The 17,687-nt window shown below is 69.9% G+C and carries 11 protein-coding genes and 1 tRNA gene; 1 reads left to right on the top strand and 11 read right to left on the bottom strand.

Features of this window, described 5'->3' with window-relative positions; genetic code table 11:
- From AC3IPY_RS08205 to AC3IPY_RS08170, 8 genes are all read right to left on the bottom strand, one after another.
- On the bottom strand, positions 1-5,391 hold the full coding sequence (locus tag AC3IPY_RS08205; protein ID WP_489187933.1) for an Ig-like domain-containing protein: 5,391 nt from the start codon (positions 5,389-5,391) through the stop codon (positions 1-3).
- A gap of 165 nt (positions 5,392-5,556) precedes the next feature.
- A complete protein-coding gene (locus AC3IPY_RS08200; protein WP_489187932.1) occupies positions 5,557-6,279 on the bottom strand; it encodes an FHA domain-containing protein in 723 nt (240 codons plus the stop codon).
- A complete protein-coding gene (locus AC3IPY_RS08195) occupies positions 6,267-7,991 on the bottom strand; it encodes a serine/threonine-protein kinase (RefSeq protein WP_489187931.1) in 1,725 nt (574 codons plus the stop codon). The genes AC3IPY_RS08200 and AC3IPY_RS08195 overlap by 13 nt, the downstream gene beginning before the upstream one ends.
- On the bottom strand, positions 7,991-9,193 hold the full coding sequence (locus tag AC3IPY_RS08190) for an FHA domain-containing protein (RefSeq protein ID WP_489187930.1): 1,203 nt from the start codon (positions 9,191-9,193) through the stop codon (positions 7,991-7,993). The genes AC3IPY_RS08195 and AC3IPY_RS08190 overlap by 1 nt, the downstream gene beginning before the upstream one ends.
- Positions 9,174-10,058, bottom strand: a complete 885-nt coding sequence (locus AC3IPY_RS08185; RefSeq protein ID WP_489187929.1) for a PP2C family protein-serine/threonine phosphatase — start codon at positions 10,056-10,058, stop codon at positions 9,174-9,176. The genes AC3IPY_RS08190 and AC3IPY_RS08185 overlap by 20 nt, the downstream gene beginning before the upstream one ends.
- Before the next feature lie 160 nt (positions 10,059-10,218).
- Positions 10,219-11,241 (bottom strand): TerC/Alx family metal homeostasis membrane protein, encoded by a 1,023-nt coding sequence (locus AC3IPY_RS08180; protein WP_489188284.1) that lies wholly within the window; start codon positions 11,239-11,241, stop codon positions 10,219-10,221.
- Between the two features lie 365 nt (positions 11,242-11,606).
- Positions 11,607-11,679: transfer RNA gene (locus AC3IPY_RS08175), tRNA-Glu, on the bottom strand.
- A 135-nt stretch (positions 11,680-11,814) separates the two neighbouring features.
- Positions 11,815-12,720, bottom strand: a complete 906-nt coding sequence (locus tag AC3IPY_RS08170; RefSeq protein ID WP_489187927.1) for a YegS/Rv2252/BmrU family lipid kinase — start codon at positions 12,718-12,720, stop codon at positions 11,815-11,817.
- Between the two features lie 62 nt (positions 12,721-12,782).
- Between AC3IPY_RS08170 and AC3IPY_RS08165 the strand changes: the two genes are divergently transcribed.
- Positions 12,783-13,421 carry an MBL fold metallo-hydrolase gene (locus AC3IPY_RS08165; protein WP_489187926.1) on the top strand — a complete coding sequence of 213 codons (639 nt, stop codon included), beginning with the start codon at positions 12,783-12,785 and terminating at the stop codon, positions 13,419-13,421.
- A gap of 36 nt (positions 13,422-13,457) precedes the next feature.
- Here AC3IPY_RS08165 and AC3IPY_RS08160 read toward each other — a convergent pair whose 3' ends face one another.
- The 3 genes from AC3IPY_RS08160 to AC3IPY_RS08150 all read right to left on the bottom strand — a co-directional run bounded on the left by AC3IPY_RS08160 (position 13,458) and on the right by AC3IPY_RS08150 (position 17,489).
- Positions 13,458-15,941 (bottom strand): transglycosylase domain-containing protein, encoded by a 2,484-nt coding sequence (locus AC3IPY_RS08160; protein ID WP_489187924.1) that lies wholly within the window; start codon positions 15,939-15,941, stop codon positions 13,458-13,460.
- Positions 15,942-16,104: 163 nt separating this feature from the next.
- Complete coding sequence (locus tag AC3IPY_RS08155) at positions 16,105-17,211, bottom strand: permease prefix domain 1-containing protein (RefSeq protein ID WP_489187923.1); 1,107 nt, start codon at positions 17,209-17,211, stop codon at positions 16,105-16,107.
- Positions 17,157-17,489, bottom strand: coding sequence for a PadR family transcriptional regulator (locus AC3IPY_RS08150; RefSeq protein ID WP_489187922.1), 333 nt, complete (start codon positions 17,487-17,489; stop codon positions 17,157-17,159). Before AC3IPY_RS08150 ends, AC3IPY_RS08155 begins: the two co-directional genes overlap by 55 nt.
- Positions 17,490-17,687 lie beyond the last annotated feature (198 nt).

Below are 17,687 nucleotides of genomic sequence, written 5' to 3'. Positions count from 1 at the left end.
TCACCATGTGTTGTACCCGAGGCTGTTCCACTGGTTGCCGCTGATCGCGCCGAGGCTCTTGGACGTGCCGCCGCTGACGTTCTCGAAGTACACGGCGATCGTCTCGCCGCCCGCCCGGCGCCCGAGGTGGTTCGACAGCTCGAGTCGTCCGTTCGTCGCGACGTCGTAGGTGCCCTTGTAGTTGTCCCAGGAACCGTTGACGGTCACGTACACCCGGTACCGGCCGGCATCCATGTCGCTCCACGTGATGCGAACGTTGCCGCAACCGCTGCCGCCGCTGTCGCAAGACCGGCTCGGGCCCTTGCCGATCGAGCCGGACGCCACCGGCGGCGGCTTCGTCGCAACGCCCACGTTCGTGCTTCCGGCGCTGCCGGTCTTGCCGCTGCCATTGTTCGTCGCGGTGACCTTGACACTGTGGGTTCCCGCACCGACCCCGCCGAACGTCGTCGACGTACCGGAGACGGTCTTCGACGACCCACCGAGCGTCACCGTGTAGGTGACTGCGCCGCCGCCGGTGTCGGCCGGCGCGCTCCAGTTCACGGTGACCGTTGCGGGCGCATAGCCGTCTGCCCCGGCCGTGACGCCGGTCGGCGGACCCGGCGTGCCGTACGGCGTCACTCCCCCGCTCGGCAGCGACCACTCGCCCCAGCCCTTGTGCTGGTTCTCGGCGCGGACGGAGAACGTGTACGTCGTGCCGTTGGTCAGGCCGCCGATCGTCGCGGCGTTGACATCGGCGCCGAACGTCTTCGTTCCGCCTGCCCACTTGACCTCGTACTGGGTGATCGGCGAGTTGTTCGTGGCCGGTGCGACCCAGGTCACCCGCGCCTGAGCGTCACTCGCGGCGGCACCCGGTCGGTTCGGCGCGTCCGGTGGCGCGCGGACGATGACGGTGGCATTGCCGGTGGTGCGCCGCTTCTCGTCCTTCGTGCCGTCCTCGATCGTGTAGATGATCGAGAGCGTGCCCGTGAACGCGGCGCCGGTGCGCACCGTGATGTCCTTCGCCGTGAACGTGACCGAGGCGTTGGACCCGACGTCGGCCTGATTGACCTCGGCGCCCACCACTCGGAGCGGCACGCCGTCTTGCTCGAACGGGTTGAAGTCGTTGGCGAGCACGTCGATGGGCAGCGTCTGGCTCCGCTCCATCTCGGTGCCGAGGTCGTCATTCGCCTTCGGCATGGCCCTCGTCGACGAGACGACCTTCACGTCGACGTACCCCGGAACGGTGAACTCGTTGAAGTTCACGTCGAAGCTCAGCCTGGTCGAGGTTCCGGGCTGCACGCCGAGCGGCGCCGAGATGCGCAGTGTTGCGCCGTCGACGATCTCGGCCTCGATGTCGGCGCTCGTGCCGTCGAGGTTCGTGTAGGTGATGCGCTCGATGTTGTCGGGGTTCGGCTGGTCGCTCGACTGCCGCAGGTCGATCTCGATCGGCTTCTCGCCGGCCTCGATCTGCTCTGCCCGCGGGGTGAAGGTCGGCGGCGAATCGTTGAACTCGGGGTCTCCGACCGTGATCGGCAGCGTGAGGATCGCCGTGCGCCCGATGGGGTCGTCGGCGCTCTCGCCGTCGGTCACCTCGAAGGTGAGCGAGGCCTGACCTCGGTAGTCGGTCTGCGGGATGTACTGCAGATGCGTGCCGTCGACGAACGGATCTTCATCTGTGTTCGTCGCGTTCGCGCTGAGGACGAGGGCGGGGTTGCCCGACGGCACCTCCACGAGGTCGTCGACGCTCCAGGCGATCTCGCCGTTCATGGGCACGACGATGGCCTCGAGGTCCTTCAGGTACGGCGCGGGGAACTTCGCCTTCTCTTCGGCTGCGAGCTGCTCGGGGGTCTTCTGCTCCTCGGGCTTCGGCGTCTCTTGCGGCTTGAGCGTCTCTTCGGTGACGGCCTCGTCGCCGTTCTCGGGGTCGGGCGCGGGCGGCACGATGACGAAGGCCATCGCCGAGAGGTCGTCGAGCTCGTTCGTCAGGCGATAGGCGACGGCGTAGCGCTGGCGGCCGGGCTGCACGGTGATGCGGCCGTCGTCATCGATCTCGGCACGATCGGCGTTGGGGCCCTCGGCCGTGACGACGAGGTCTTCGACGAGCCCGCCGGGGTTGGTCGCATCGGCCAGCGGCGTGACGGTGACCTTCTCGCCGTCGAGGACCTCCTCGGGCTCGATGACCTGGTCTTCGGCGGTCGGAGGCAGGATCACGGCGTCTTCGGTGACCGCGATCTGGAGGAACGCGGCATCCGCGCCGCCGTGCCCGTTCGACATCTCGTACCGGATCGTGTACGCGCCCTCGGCCTCGGGTGCCTCGACGATGACCCTGCGCCGATCACGGACCTCTGCGGTGATGCCCTCGTCGACGTCGGCGAGCTTCGTCACGCTCAGGCTGTAGCCGCTCGGGTCGGAGTCGTTGAGCAGCACCTCGACGGAGGCCGTGCGACCGGGCTTCATCTCGATCGCATCGTCGACGGCCGTCGGCGGCAGCTGCACCGGAGGCCGCGGCACCACGCCGATGCGGATGGTGCCGGTCGCCGTCGCCCCGTAGGTGTCGCGCACCTCGTACTCGAAGGTGTCGGTGCCCGCGGAGCCCGGCATGGCCTCGTAGGTGAGCGTCGTGCTCGTGCGGTCGATGAGTCGGCCGAGCGAGGGTGCCACGGTGATGCCGGTCAGGGTGACCGAATCGCCCTCGGGGTCGAGGCCGTCGAGCGGGATGTCGATCTTGACCGCGGAGCCGGCGAACGTGCGCGAGGTGATCGGCGTGGGCAGCGGCGCGCGGTTGGTGTCGGCGTCGCGGGCGATCACGGTGATGGAGAGCTTCGCCTTCGCCGTCTCTTCGGCATCGTCGCCGATCGTGTACGCGACGCTGTACAAGCCGGGCTCGTCTGGCGCCTGGTACCGCACGGTGTCGTCGTCGACGAATGCGAGCCCCTCGAGATCGCCGACGGCCTCGAGATCGGGGAGCACGTGGAAGGTCGCCGCATCGGGGTGGAAGTCGTTCTTCGTCACGGGCACGGTGACGATGTCGCCGGCGCGCACGATCGCGCGGTCGTCGACCGCGACCGGCGGCTGGTTCTTCACGAGCGGCGGCACCGGCACGACCGTGACGGTCGTGCTCGCCGTGTTGATGCCGTCGGACACGGTGTAGCGGAACTGCAACTGCCGGTCGAGGGCGGCCGAGGCCGTGACGCGAGCGACCGTGTTGGTGAGCAGTTCGACGGAGACGAGCCCGTCGGTGGCGGTGTCGTCGACCGACTGCACGGCGAGCACGCGGCCCGAGGGCGAGACGTCGTTCGCGAGCACGGGAATCGACAGCGGCTCGCCGGGGCGAAGGTAGGCGGTGTCCTTCACGGCGATGGGCGCGAGCGCCTCGGCCGGCTGCTCGACGACCTGCACCCGGATGAGGCCCACGCTGACCGTGGCCTCGGCCCCGAGGTTGTAGATGAAGACGTAGTCGCCCGGCACGCCGCTCTCGAACGTGATCGTGCCGCGCTCGATGTTGGGCGTCACCACGGCGTCGTCCGGCACCTCTTCGACACCGAGCAGCGTCAACGGCGCACCCGAAGGCGAGACGTCGTTCGTCAGCGGCTCGATGAGCGTCGACTCCCCGGCGAAGACGCGCGCGAAGTCGGGCGTGCCGATGGGATTGAGCTTTCCGGAGGGCTTCACGTCGACGGTGAGGGTGCCGGTGGCCGCGGTCTCGCCGTCGGAGACCGTGAACTGCACCTCCTTCTGCCCGATCTCGGCCGACTTGTGCTGGAACGTGAGGTAGCCGTCGGGGCTGAAGCGAACCGAGTCGCCGCCGATCGGAGACGCGTTCACGAGGTAGAGGTCGTCGCCGTCGGGGTCGCGCCAGTCGGCGAGCACGTTGTACGTGACCTGCTGGTCCTGCTCGACGCTGATCGCCCCCGAGCGCATCGAGGTCGGCGCGGTGTTCTCGCTCTCGGGCACGATGCGCACGTTGACGGAGGTCTCGGCGACGCCGCCGCGGCCGTCGTCGACCGAATACCGGAACGAGACGGTGCCCGCGGCCTTCTCGGCGGGCGAGAACTGCAGCGCGCGCCCGCCGTCGATCGGTTCGATGCGACCCATCGACTCGGGGATGCCCGTGGTGGCGGACACGACGAGCACGTCGCCGTCGGGATCGGTGTCGTTCTCGAGCACGTCGAGGATCGTCGTGCGCGACGGGCGCGCACCGTACTCGTCTTCGCGCGCGGTGGGCTGGCGGTTCTGGTCGGTGCGCTCGGCGATGGTGTCTTCGAAGGTCTGCTGCGCGCTCTTCTCGTCGCCCTCGAGCTCGTCGCTCTCTTCGGGCGGCGTGACCTCCTCCCAGTTGTCGACGAGCCGCAACTCGGAGTCGACGAGCCAGGCGTTGCCGTTCGTGAGGTTGTTGAGCGCGATGACGTCGCGATTGATGCGGAACTCCAGGCGGGCCCCGGCGGTCGGCTGGTCGATGGCGATCGTCCGCGGCTTCTCGTCGCCGCAGGCGACGAGGTAGCTGCCCGTCGGCGCCCAGGCCCCATGGACGCAGCCGTCGAGCCATGCCGGCGCCGCGACATCCGCCCGGCCCGCACCGGAGGCCGGCTCGTCGGTGTCGAGCTCGCGCACCTCGCCGTCGTCGAGGCCGACCTCGACCAGGCCCGACGCCGTGGCAACGTAGGCGTGCTCGTTCTCGGCGCTCGACTGCTGCAGGCGGATGCCGGGCTCTGAGAGCTTCGTCTCGCGTCCGTCGACGATGAGCTCGTTCGCCTCTTCGTCGAAGACGACGGCCCGGTCGCCGACCGCGGCGAGCTGGTGGTCGCCGAGCTTCGGCAGCTCGGTGATCTCAGGGTCGTCGGCCGTGCCGCGCACGAAGCGCTGCAGGTTCGCGGATTTCTTCGACGTCGCGAGGATCGTGCCCTCGTCGGTCACGGCGACGCGCGAGCCGTCTCCGAGCTTCGCGAGCGGCTCGGTGCCGCGCCAGTCGAACGAGAGCTCGGCGCCGGCCTGCACGTTCCAGAGCTCGCCCTTGGGCGAGAGCACGGCGATGACGTCGCCGCCGTAGGCGACCTGCGAGGCGGGCGGAACGTCGATGCGCTGCGAGAGCGTCGTGAACGACGGGTCGATGCGCTCGATCGACCCGGCAGCGGGGTCGTAGAGGAACGCGTCGTCGCCGTTCTGGAAGACGTCGGCCTCGTTCGACGCCGTGGAGACGGCCGCATCGAGCTCTTCGATCTGCCGGTTCAGCCGGCCGGCGAGCAGTTCTTCGGCATTCGTCACCCAGACGTCGCGCGCCCGCAGGTCGGGGTCGGTGACGGGAAAACCCTGATGGAGCACTGCGATGGTGAGCGGCACGCCCGCGAGCACCGCGATCGCGACCCCCGAGGCCAGCGTCTTGCGCGCACGCAGCCAAGAGGTGAACGTGCTCACGGTTCGGCTCCTCATGCTGCGGTGATCGGACGCCCCTGGGCTGCGTGTCGGGCGCTCCGGCATAACCTAACACGGGCTCGCGTGTCCCCCGAATGGGGAGCCTTCCCCATGTCTCGGGCCGACATGAACGGATGCCTCGACTCGACGTCGCGGCATCCGCGGGGCTCACTCGGCGGCGTCGGCTCCGGCCGGCTCGGCGCGGTCCAGCAGCGGGAGGTCGTCTGCGCTGACGAGCCGGGTGGCCACGGCGTACTCGACGAGGCGCATGCGCCGGTTCGTCGCGAGCTTGCCGCGGCCGCCGCGGAGGCCGTCGACGCCGAGGCGATCGAGCTTCTCGCACACGTTGTCGAGCTTGCGGTTGAAGGTCGTCATGCTCCACCCGAGGCGTGCCGCCGCCTCGGCCGAAGTCGGCACGGTCGCCCGCCCGGCCGAGGGCTGCAGCAGCACCCGCTCGGCGAGCGAGAGCACGAGCAGGCGCTGCGTCGACGTGAGCGCGACGGGCATGATCGTCGTGCCGCCGTCGGTCGTCGTGGCCGTGAGCGACGTGTTGTAGAAGTCCTCTTCAGCGTGGATCGCGAACTCGTACGTCGTGGCGCCCGCGCTGAAGATGACCTGCACCTGCTGGAACACGAGCGGCAGCTTGGCGCCGGGCGCGACCCAGGCCTGCACGCTGCCCGTCGAATCCGAGACGGTCGCCGCGAGGAGCTGCCCGACGTTCGAGAGCCACCACAGGCCGTACTCGAACGAGAGCGTGAGGAACACGCGGTGCAGGTACGGGTTCTCGTCGATGGTCAGGTCGGCATCGCGGCCGATCGTGAACGTCTGGTCGGTCTCGACGGCGTACCACTCGCCGAGGTACTCGACCTTGAGCGCCTTCACGGCGTGCACCCCGTCGCCGGCTCGGAGGTCTTGCTGCCGCGCTGGGTCTGCACGTCGATGCAGACCCGCTCGCCCGGGTTCACGCCCTCGACGGTGATCGGCGACGCATTCACGACCTCGACCGTGCCGCTGCCGTCGGACCGCTGCCACCGGAAGAGGTCGCCCTCTTCGGCCGCGTCGACCGAGACCTCGAAGGAGACGCTCGTGCCGTCGGCCGAGACGACGCCGGGCTCGACCGTCGGCTTGGGAACGGTCACCTCGGCGACCGCGTCCTGTGCGCTCGTCGAGGCCGGCGCCTCGGCCTCGGGGCCGGGCAGCGACCCCGACATGACGATCGCCGTCACGACGGCGCCGATCACGATCACGCCGGCGACGATCGCCACGACGAGTCCGGTCTTCGAGCGCCGCGCGGCCGGCAGGTCGGCGGCGGATGCCGCGGCGGAGGTCGCGGGTGCCGTGCCCGCCGGGCGCATGATCGTGCCGTCCTCGACCTCGGAGGGTGCGACCGGCACGTCGGACGCGGAGGACGCGGAGGACGCGGTGGACGTCGCACCGCGCACGACCGTGCGGTCCTCGAGGCCGGGATCGGCGGGCACGACCCGGGGTCGGGCCACGGTCGCGTCGCCCGCCGGAGCCTGCGCGGCGACCTGCTGCGGCGCCCTGGCGACCGTCTCGTCGGCGTTCGGTGCGACGACCGGCGTCGCCGCCCCGGCGAGCCCCGCCTGCGCGTCGATCGTGCGGACGGCGCGGGCGCGCGTGGCATCCGCTTCGTCATCGGCATCGTGCGACTCGGCGACGACGAGGTTCGGCACCTCGATCGTCGTCGCCGCGTAGCCGAGCTCGAGTTCGACGCGCTGCAGCGCCCTCGCGAACTCGACCGCGCTCGGGTAGCGGTCTTCGCGACGCACGGCCATGCCCTTCGCGAGCACAGCGGTCAGGCTGCGCGGCACGTCGTCGCGCTGTATGGGCGTGATCGTGCCGCGCTCGATGCGCCCGATGAGGTCGAGCGTGCCGTTCGAGCGACCGGGGATCTCGAACGGCGAACGGCCCGCGAGCAGCGTGTGCACGGTCGCGGCGAGCGAGAACACGTCGCTGCGGGGATCGGGCGTGGGATCGTCCTCGAACATCTCGGCCGGCGACCACGGCACGCTCATGCCCACCGCGGCGGACCCGGTGCCCCCGGTGGCGGATTCGCCAGGACGCACCGTCATCGTGTGCACCGGCAGCTCGCCGTCGAGGTTCGACGAGATGCCGAAGTCCGTCAGGGCCGGCCACCCGTAGTCGTTCGTCAGCACGTTCGCCGGCTTGATGTCACGGTGCAGGATGCCGGCGGCATGCGCCGTCGCGACGGCACCGGAGATGCGGATGCCGGTGCGCAGCGCATCGGCGACGGCGAACGGCGCCCGCTTGTACTGCTCGGACAGGCTCGGACCGGAGCAGTACTCCATGACGAAGTATGGACGGCCGTCGGCCGAGACATCCGCGTGGAAGATCGTCACGATGAACGGGTGCGCCGACAGCTGCGCCATCAGGTTCGCCTCGGCGACGAACTGGGCCCGCGTGTCGCGACCCAGCTGCTCGGTCAGCAGCACCTTGACCGCGACCTTGCGCCGCGGCAGGCGCTGCTCGTAGAGGAAGACGTCGGCGAACCCGCCGGAACCGAGCAGGTTCAGCGCCGTGTACCCGGGCAGCTCGGGAGGCGTTGACGTGGCGCGGCGCATCAGAGCGAGACCACCTGGAGCGTCCAGCCGCCGCCGAGGTCGACGACGGTGCCGGTGAGCACCGGCGTCGGCTCCCCCGCGCGGAGCCGCACCGGGGCCTTGCCCGGCTGCGCGACGTGCGTGCCGTTGCGCGAGTGCAGGTCGGTGACCACGACCGTGTCGCCCTCGACCGTGACGCGCACGTGGTTGCGCGAGATGTCCTGATCGCCCGCTCCGATGGCGACGACCCTCGGCAGGCGTCCTCCGGCGAGCTGGGTGGCGCTCGGCGAGCGGCCGAGCACGACCTCGTGGCTGATGGGCTCGACCGTGCCGTCGGGCATGCGCAGGCCCAGTGCCCTGGTCGGGGTCGACGCCTCGGGCGAGGCCGGTGCGGGGGCCCGATCCGCCCGGCGATCGCGCTGCTCGCGCAGGCGCTGCAGGTCGTGCCCGACGATCGTCATGCCGTCGTGGTCGCCCGCCGGATGCGCCTCGCCCGGGTCGGCCTCGTCGGATTGCGTCTCGGCCGGCGGGATGATGGTCTGCTCGGTGCCGGCGTGCCCGGCGCTCGAGGATGCAGCGCCGAAGCCCGACACCGAGACGACCGTGGCGTCGTCGACGGCTGCGGAGGCGACCGGTTCGGCGGCGGCCGGTGCCGGGGGCGCCGGCGGGTTCGGGAATGCGGGCGCGGTCACCGGCGCGGTCGGAAGCGCGCTCGTGGGCTCAGGGCTCGCCGCAGCGGGCTCCGGTGCCGCTTCGACGGGTTCCGGCTGCGCCGGGCTCGCCTCTGCCACGATCTCGACGGCGGTCGAGGTGACGGATGCCGCGGGCACGACGCCTTCGACGATCGGGAGCGTCTGCGGGCCGCCGGCCGTGGCATCCGTCGCCTTCAGGATGACCGTGCGGCCCCTGACGACGCGCTCGACCCAGGTGGAGACCCCGGCGCCATCGACGAGGTCGAGGTCGACCCGCACCGAGAAGGGGCCGCGCACGACGACGCGCACCTCCGCCCGGCCCTCGCCGCGCACGGCGAGCGCGAACGACGGAGTGTCGGAGAGCCCGTCGGCCGTGAGCCGGTCGAGCACGGCGCGCGTGGGATCGACGTCGGCGAGGTCGTCCCACAGGTCGTTCAGCGCGTCGGCGGCCTCGACGGGCACCAGGAGGACCGTGCCGCCGCGGACCGCGGCGAGCGCGCCGCCCTCGGGATCAGTCGTGTAGGTCGCCACGTGCGCCTTCCTCTCGTCTGGGGGTCGTGTCCTCGGAGACGAACGGCTCGGCGGGCCGGTCCCTGGTGGACGCGTCGTCGGGTGTCGCCAGCGCCGACTCGACGACGACCACGCTCACGTTGTCCCGTCCGCCGTGTTCGAGCGCGAGGTCGACGAGCTCGCCGGCGAGGCCGGCGGCGTGACCGGTGTCGCCCGTGAGCACGCGGGCGATGCTCTCGTCGTCGACCTCCTTGCTCAGGCCGTCGGAGCAGAGCAGGAACACCTGCCGCCCGGAGGCCGGGATGAGCCAGAGATCCGGTTCGACGACGTCGTCGGCGCCGATCGCCCTCGTGATGACGTTGCGGTCGGGGTGGCGCTCGGCGTCCTCGGGCGAGAGCAGGCCGGCGTCCACGAGTTCCTGCACCGCGGAGTGGTCGACGCTGAGCTGCCGGAGCGTGCGGCCGTCCCACGTGTAGATGCGCGAGTCGCCGACGTTGAAGGCCATCCAGTGGAAACCCGCGCCGTCGCCCGCGTCGACGAGCACGACGCCGGTGAGGGTCGTGCCGGCGACGGCCGTGCCCTCGTCGCCCTCCTCGCTCAGGGCGCGCACGGCCTCGTTCGACGAGTGGATCGCGTCGAGCACCTGCTCGGGCGTGGAGGGTGCGCCCACGGCGAGATGACGCCGGAACGTCTCGACGACCGCGCGGCTCGCCGCATCGCCGCGCGCATGGCCGCCCATGCCGTCGGCCACGAGGTAGACGGGCGCCTCGGCGAGGAACGCATCCTCGTTCACGCTGCGCACGCGCCCGACATCGGTTCGTGCGCTGTGGGCGATCACGGCCGAAGCCTGCTCGAGCGCGACGACGTCTTCGCCATCAGGGGACACGGTGCTCCTCGTCGCCGTTCACCACCGGGAGATCCCGGGCGCCGCACCCCGGCGCCGCCACCCCAAACTAGCAAGTCGCGGCGCCCAGGTCGGACGTGCGGTCGGCGGTCGGCCCCGAAGGCCGGGCCGCCGACCGGGCCGCCGCCGGGTCAGGGCGAGGTCAGCGGCGCTCGTCATCGGTGAAGTGCGGCACCTCGTCCATGAGCTTGTGGCCGCGCTGCTTGGCGTCGACGTTCGCCTTGATGACGCTCGCGACCGTGGCCACCGCCATGGCCGCGACGATGACGCCGAGCGACATCCAGGTGGAGATCTCGGGGGCCCACTCGATGTGCTCGCCGCCGTTGATGAACGGCAGTTCGTTGACGTGCATCGCGTGCAGCACGAGCTTCACGCCGATGAAGGCGAGGATGAACGCGATGCCGTACTTGAGGTACTCGAGGCGCTCGAGCAGGCCGCCGAGCAGGAAGTAGAGCTGGCGCAGGCCCATGAGCGCGAACACGTTCGCGGTGAACACGATGAACGGGCTCTGGGTGATGCCGAAGATCGCCGGGATGGAGTCGAGGGCGAAGAGCACGTCGGTCGTGCCGATCGCGATGAAGACGAACAGGATCGGCGTGAACATGCGGTGCCCGCCGACCACCGTGCGGATCTTGATGCCGTCGTAGTCGTCGGAGATCTTGACCCGCTTGCGCAGGACGCGCACGAGGAAGTTGTCCTTGTCGTCGTCGTGCTCGACGAAGGCCTGCTGGTACGCCGTGTAGACGAGCCAGGCGCCGAAGATGTAGAAGATCCAGCTGAAGTTCTCGATGAGCTGCGCGCCGAGCAGGATGAAGATGCCGCGGAAGATCAGCGCGAGGATGATGCCCACCATGAGCACCTCCTGCTGGAGCTTCTTCGGCACGGCGAACCTCGCCATGATGATGACGAAGACGAAGAGGTTGTCGATCGAGAGGCTGTACTCGGTCAGCCAGCCCGCGATGAACTGCCCCGCGTGCTCGGCGTCGCCGAGCAGGAACATGAGCAGCGCGAAGATGAGCGCGAGCGTGACGTAGAAGACGACCCACAGCGTGGACTCGCGGAACGACGGCACATGCGGCCGCTTGAGGACGAGCAGGAGGTCGGCGATCAGGATGAGCGTGAGGACCACGAGGGATCCGGCTTCGAACCAGAGGGGAAGCTGCAGCACGTGCGGCCTTTCGGGAGAAAATGGGTACAGAAGGACCCGAAAGTCTCTCCCGGTCGCACCCTCGGGTGCGCCGCCACGCCCGGAGCGGCGACTTCGGCGCTCGTACTGACGATCGTGGCTCAGGACGCGGACGCCCTGCGGGATACTCCCCTTCGCTCCCGGGAGTCTATCGGGTCACGGTCACAGGTCGAGACCCGACCATCGACTCCTGCGACTGTTTCGGGGACGGAGGCACCCCAGCCGGCGTCCTCCAGCCCGCAAGAGGTCGCGGGATGCGGCGCAGACGAGACGGCCCCGAAACGCCGAATGCCCCCGCCGAAGCGAGGGCATTCCGGGTGTTGTCAGGATGTCACATGGATACGTGACCCCAGCGGGATTTGAACCCGCGCTGCCGCCGTGAGAGGGCGGTGTCCTAGGCCGCTAAACGATGGGGCCGAACTGACAACTTGAAGAGTATGACACACGTTCGCCGCGCCCTCCAAATCGGGCCGGCATCGAGCCCGCGCCGAGCCCGGAACGCCGCGTCGAGGCATCCGCTCGGTGCGCCTTCAGTCGTGGCATCCGCTCGGCTCACACGAAGACGCGGAGCGCGCCGGGGACGATCTCGACCTCGATCGGCAGCGCACCGACCCGCTCGCCGTCGGCGTAGGCGACGACGTCGGGCGCGTCGAGGGTGACGCGCCTCGCCTGGACGAACTCCACCCGCGGGTGCTCGGTGTGCTCGCCCTTGAACACCTTCGGGAAGACGGCCACGAGCCGCGCCCGTGACAGCGGATGCACGATGAACACGTCGAGCAGCCCGTCGGAGAGGTCCGCGTGCGGCACGAGCGTCATGCCGCCGCCGAGCGAGGAGTTGTTCGCGACCGAGACGAGCATCGCGCCCTGCTCTCGCCGCACGCCGTCGATCGTCATCACGTACCGGCGCGGCCGGAAGGTCGCGAGCTCCCGCACGAGCGCGATCGTGTACCGGCTCGGCCCCTTCGGCCGGGTCATGCGGTTCGCGCGCTCGTTCACCAGTGCGTCGAACCCGGCCGAGACGATGCCGGCGAACCAGACCGGAGCGGATGCCTCGCGGCGGATCACGCCCGCGTCGATGACCCTCGGCTCCCGGTCGATCGCGGCGACGAGGGCGTCGACGCCGGCAGCCGGATCGTCGTGGGGCAGCCCGAGGCCGCGAGCGAGGTCGTTGCCCGTGCCGGCGGGCACCACTCCGAACGGCACCCCGGTGCCCGCGACGATGTTGACCGCGAGGGAGACCATGCCGTCGCCGCCGACCACCACGAGGCCGTCGACGCCCCGCGCGAACGCATGCTCGGTCTCGCGTCGGAGGAGTTCGAAGTTCGGCTCCTGCAGCATCGCCACGTCGTGCCCGGCGGCGATCAGGCGACTCGTCGTGGTCGCGCCGACGTCGCGGTGCCGCCCGAACGAGGCCGAAGGATTCACGGCGACGAGCAGTCGCTTGGGGGTGGCGGTCATGCAGCGATTCTGGCATCCGCCGAGGGTTGCATCGCGCGGGCCCGCGGGTGTTGGCTCGGAGCATGCGCCTCACCAAGCTCGAACACGCCGCACTCGTCGTCGACCACTCCGGCGATCGGCTCTTCATCGACCCCGGCTCCTTCACGACGCCGATCACCGACGGCCAGGGCGCCCTCGCGATCGTGATCACGCACGAGCACGCCGACCACTGGACGCCCGAGCAGCTCACGCGCATCCTCGAGGCGAGCCCCGAGGCACGCATCTTCGGCCCTGCGGGCGTCGCCGCCGCGGCATCCGGGTTCGACGTCGAGATCGTGGCGGCCGGCGACGAGATCGAGGTCGGCCCGTTCCGGCTGCGATTCTTCGGCGGGCGCCACGCCGAGATCCACTCGTCGATCCCCCTCATCGACAACGTCGGCGTGCTGGTCGACGACGCGCTCTACTACGCGGGCGATGCGTTCACCGTGCCCGTCGGGGTCGACGTCGACGTGCTCGCCGCACCGGCGAGCGCGCCGTGGATGAAGATCTCCGAGGCGATGGACTACGTGATCGCCGTCGCGCCGCGCCGGGCGTTCCCGACGCACGAGATGCTGCTCTCCCAGGCGGGCAAGGCGCTCTCGAACGCCAGGCTCGCGTGGGCCGTCGAGCAGGGCGGCGGCGAGTACCTCGCCCTCGAACCGGGCGACACGCTCGACTTCTGATCGCTCCGGCCTCCGAGCCGGCCGAGCCGGCCGACGCTACTCGGACTGGTTCGGCCCGTCGCCTCCCTGACCCGGTGGATCGCCGCCCTGATTCGGACTGCCGTCGCGGCCGTCGTCGTCGCGGGGCTCGAGGGTGCGGTCGCCTCGTTGGCCGAGGTCGTCGCCGTCGTCACCGCCACCGCCGGGCGATGGAGCCGGCGCCGGTGCGGGCGCCGGTGCGGGCGGCGGGGGCGGGGGCGGCACGACGGGCGCCAGCGGGACATCGTTGAACGGCGTCGGGGACGTCAACGGCGCGACCGGCCCAGGACCGGCCATCGAGAACTCTCCCCCGCCGTACTTCGCGGCGGCGGCCGACATCACCATCGGCCACATGCGGTGGCGTGCGGTCGCCGCCTCGCCCGAGTCGAAGGATATGGCGCGCTGGTTCGCATCCCCGTTCACGCTCACCACGGCGGCGACCGTCGCGACCGTGGTCGTCGCCCCGACCATCCAGGTGTCCTTCGCGCCGTCGGTCGTTCCGGTCTTGCCGATGACGGGCACCCACGGATCCATCGCACCGCTCGACGACTGTCCAGTGCCGGAGGACATCACCCGCGTCATGGCGTAGTGCATCGCACCGGCGACCTCTGGCGTCACGGCCGCCGCGCACTCCGACTTCGGCGGCGGGATCTCCTCGCCGTCGGGGCCGACGATGCGGTCGATCGCGATGGGCGTGCATGCGACGCCGTCGTTCGCGATGCCCGCGAACGCGACCGCCATGCTGAGCGGCGCCACCTCGTTGGTGCCGAGCACGGCGGACGGATACTGCACGAGCGGATCGCCGTCGGCCCGATGCACGCCGAACGCCCGCGCCTTGTTCGCGATGCCGCATTGATCGATGAGCTTGGCCATGCCGAGGAATCCCGTGTTGATCGACCCGATGGTCGATTCGAGCGCGCTGTACCCCCCGCCCGCCTCGTTGGCGTCGTTGCGCGGGTTCCATCCCGCATCGGCGTACTGGGTGCCGAGGCAGCTGTCGTTGAAGGCGCCCCAGTTGCTCTTGCGGCTCGAGTTCACGCGCTCGTTGAGCCCGTGCCCCTCGGCGAGCCACTCGGCGAGCGTGAAGACCTTGTACGAGGACCCGGGCTGGAAGCCGCTCGAGCCGCCGTAGTCGTAGTCGGTGTTGTAGTTGATGCCCGAGTAGCCCGGATTGCCGTTCACGACCTTCGGGTCCTGGCTGTAGACCTTGTTCTGCGCCATCGCGAGCACGCGCCCGGTGCCCACCTGCACGCTCGAGATGACGCCGCCCACGTCCCACCCTGGATACGTCGACGGCACGTTCTCGGTGAGGGCGCGTTCGGCCCAGTACTGGAGGTCGAGATCCAGCGTCGTGTACACCTGATACCCGCCCCGGCGGAAGTTCAGCATGCGCTCGTCGTCATCGTCGCCGAACGTGGGATCGTTCTGCAGGATGTGCTTGACGTAGTCGCAGAAGTACGCCGAGCCGCCGGCGGTCTGGCATCCGGTGCTGGGTTCCTTGATCACGGGTTCGACCGGGGTCTCGATCGCGGCCTGGTACTGCTCGGGGGTGATCTTCTTCTCGATCATCATCTGGCGGAGCAGGTAGTTGCGCCTGGTCTCGTTCGCGGCGTAGCCGTTCTCGGCGCCGTTGGTCGTGCTCTCGGGCTTGTCGAGCTGGAACTTGACCGGGTTGTTCACGATGGCGACGAGCGATGCGGCCTGCGGCAGCGTGAGCTTCGCCGCCGTCGTGTCGAAGTAGTAGTTCGCCGCCGCCTCGATGCCGTAGACCGTGCCGCCGAAGCCCGCGATGTTGAGGTAGCCGAGCAGGATGTCGTTCTTGGAGTAGCGCTTCTCGACGCCGATCGCGAGGCGCATCTCCTTGAGCTTGCGGTCGATGCTCGTCTCGGTCGCCGAGTCGTAGCAGTCCAGGCGGGCGTCCTCGACGAGGGCGAATCGCTCGTCGCCGGTCAGGGCCGCGACCTCGTCTTCGGTCAGGTCCTCGAGCGCGACCCTGTCGGCGTCGCGCTCGCACTGCTGCACGCGCACGTTCTTCACGTACTGCTGCGCGATCGACGAGCCGCCCTGCGTCTCGCGGCCGGCGGCCGTCGTGAGGGCCGCCCTGAGGGTGCCCTGCAGGTCGACGCCGCCGTGGTCGTAGAACCGCGGGTCCTCGCCGGCCACGGTCGCGTCCTTCACGTAGTCGCTGATCTGGTCCCACCCGACCTCGACGCGGTTCTGGTCGTAGAAGGAGGCGAGCAGCAGGGGCGAGCCGTCGGCCGCGGTCGCGTAGATGTTGCTCTTCTGCGAGAGCTCGCCGATCTTGAGGTAGCCCGGGAGCCGCTCGAACAGGTCGATCGTCCCGGATGCCGCCATGCCGACGGTCGCGAGCGCCGGAGTCACCCCGACGACGATCAGCGCTGCGGCCATCGCGCTCGCCACGATGAGCCCCAGGAACCCGCCGAGCACGCCGATCGGCGTCCGGACCTCGACGAAGTCCCGGTTGCGTTTGTTGCGTTCCATTCCGGCCCACCCCCACAAGCCCTCGACCGTTCGTCCGGTAGGGCGGACGGACTGGTCGCTACCAATGGAACCCCAGCCGGAGGTCCGTGTCCAGTACCGAGGGATCGACGCGCCGCGATCGGCGGTGAACCCCGTTCCAGGTCGACGGCTCGGGTCGCCGCGACTACTGCAGGACAGCCCGGCGGCGTTCCACTGCGCTGAGGCCGCCGGCGATCGCACCGAAGAGCACCGCGGCGATCGGCCAGATGATCCATGATCGGTCCCATGCGTCGCCGATGAGGCTCCACGCGAGGAAGATCGCGACCACGAGGGGCCAGTAGAAGGCTGCCACGACCCCGACGATGCTGTGCCGTTCAGCCTCGGCATCCGCAAGACGGGCCGCAGCACGTCCGGACTTCGTGAGCGTCTCAGCCGCCGACTCGGCCCAACCGCTCCCGATGAAGACGAACAGTCCGACGGCGACCATCACGAGCATGGCGGCGACGGCGACGCCGATCCATGCGTTGGCGATCGCCGGGGGTGCCAACAGGCTCATGGCGAGCACCGGAACGGCGGCCAGGATCCAGAGTCCGATGGCGATCTGCTGCGCGGTCGTGCGCTTCGACGCGACGTCGGCCGCGAGTTGCCCGGCCCACCGGTCGATGCCGGGTGATCGGGTGAACTCGCCGTTGGTCAGACGTGCGAATGGAGCGAGTTCTCCGGAACGCCGAATGATGACGAGCACGCCGATGACGACCACGACCATCAGACAGCCCAACCCGATGAATGCGCTGAGCTGCTGGCCGATGCCGATCACGCCCCCTGCGCTGAGCGTCGAGAGCGCGATCAGCGGTGCCGGAGCGACGACGAACATCGCCGTCGCGAGCGCGAGTCGGGGGTCGGTGCGGCGTCGTGCCGCCGCATACTGCTCGGCCTCCTCCTGCGTGACCGGCGCTGCGGAGAGCGAGCCGACCGCCTCCCTGGACGGCGGGACTTCGCCGACGTGCCCGTCGACCGGTGCGATCTCGGTGGTGATGCCGAGTTGGGGAGCCAGTTCGTCGAGATTGCCGAACTCGGTGATCACCCGACCGACCGCCTCGTTCTCCGAGAGGCCGCGCGCGATGGATTCGCTGTACGCGTCTTCCATCATCGCGTGCAGTTCGGCCTTGGCCTCGAGCATGCGCGGGGTCGGTGGATATGCGCCGAACATCGTCTCGAGGTACGCGGTGATGACGTTCATGCTTCGACTCCTTCGATGAAACGATCGACGACGGACTTCGTGTCGTGCCATTCGGCGACCTTCAGTGCGAGGTGGGCGACACCCTCGGCCGTGATTCGGTAATAGGTGCGTGGTTTGCCGGACTCCGACGCGCCGGCGTACGAGGTCACGAGATTCGCCCCTTCGAGGCGCTTGACCGCCGAGTACAACGTGGTCTGCTTGATCGCGTATTCGGCGCCGGTGACGACATGGATCTGCTTGGCGAGCTCGTATGCGTAGGAGGGGTGTTGTCGCAACAGCGACAGCACCATGAGATCCACGTACCCGCGGATCGCGTCGGCACTGATCATCACGACCTCCGCTCGTTCGCATCGAACGATGCGTTCATGAACGTAGTACGTGTGCCGTAGTACGTCAAGCGTGCTCGTGGCGCCGGAAGCGGTCGCGTGCTCGACGCCGCCTGCGGTGCGGTGCGACCGAACGCGAGCGAACACGGCGAGACCGGGGGTGCGCGCGGCGCACGCTCGTCGTGTTCGCTCGCGTTCGCC

This window comes from Agromyces sp. GL_144, assembly GCF_057834305.1.
This window is presented reverse-complemented; position numbering and strand designations above follow the sequence as displayed.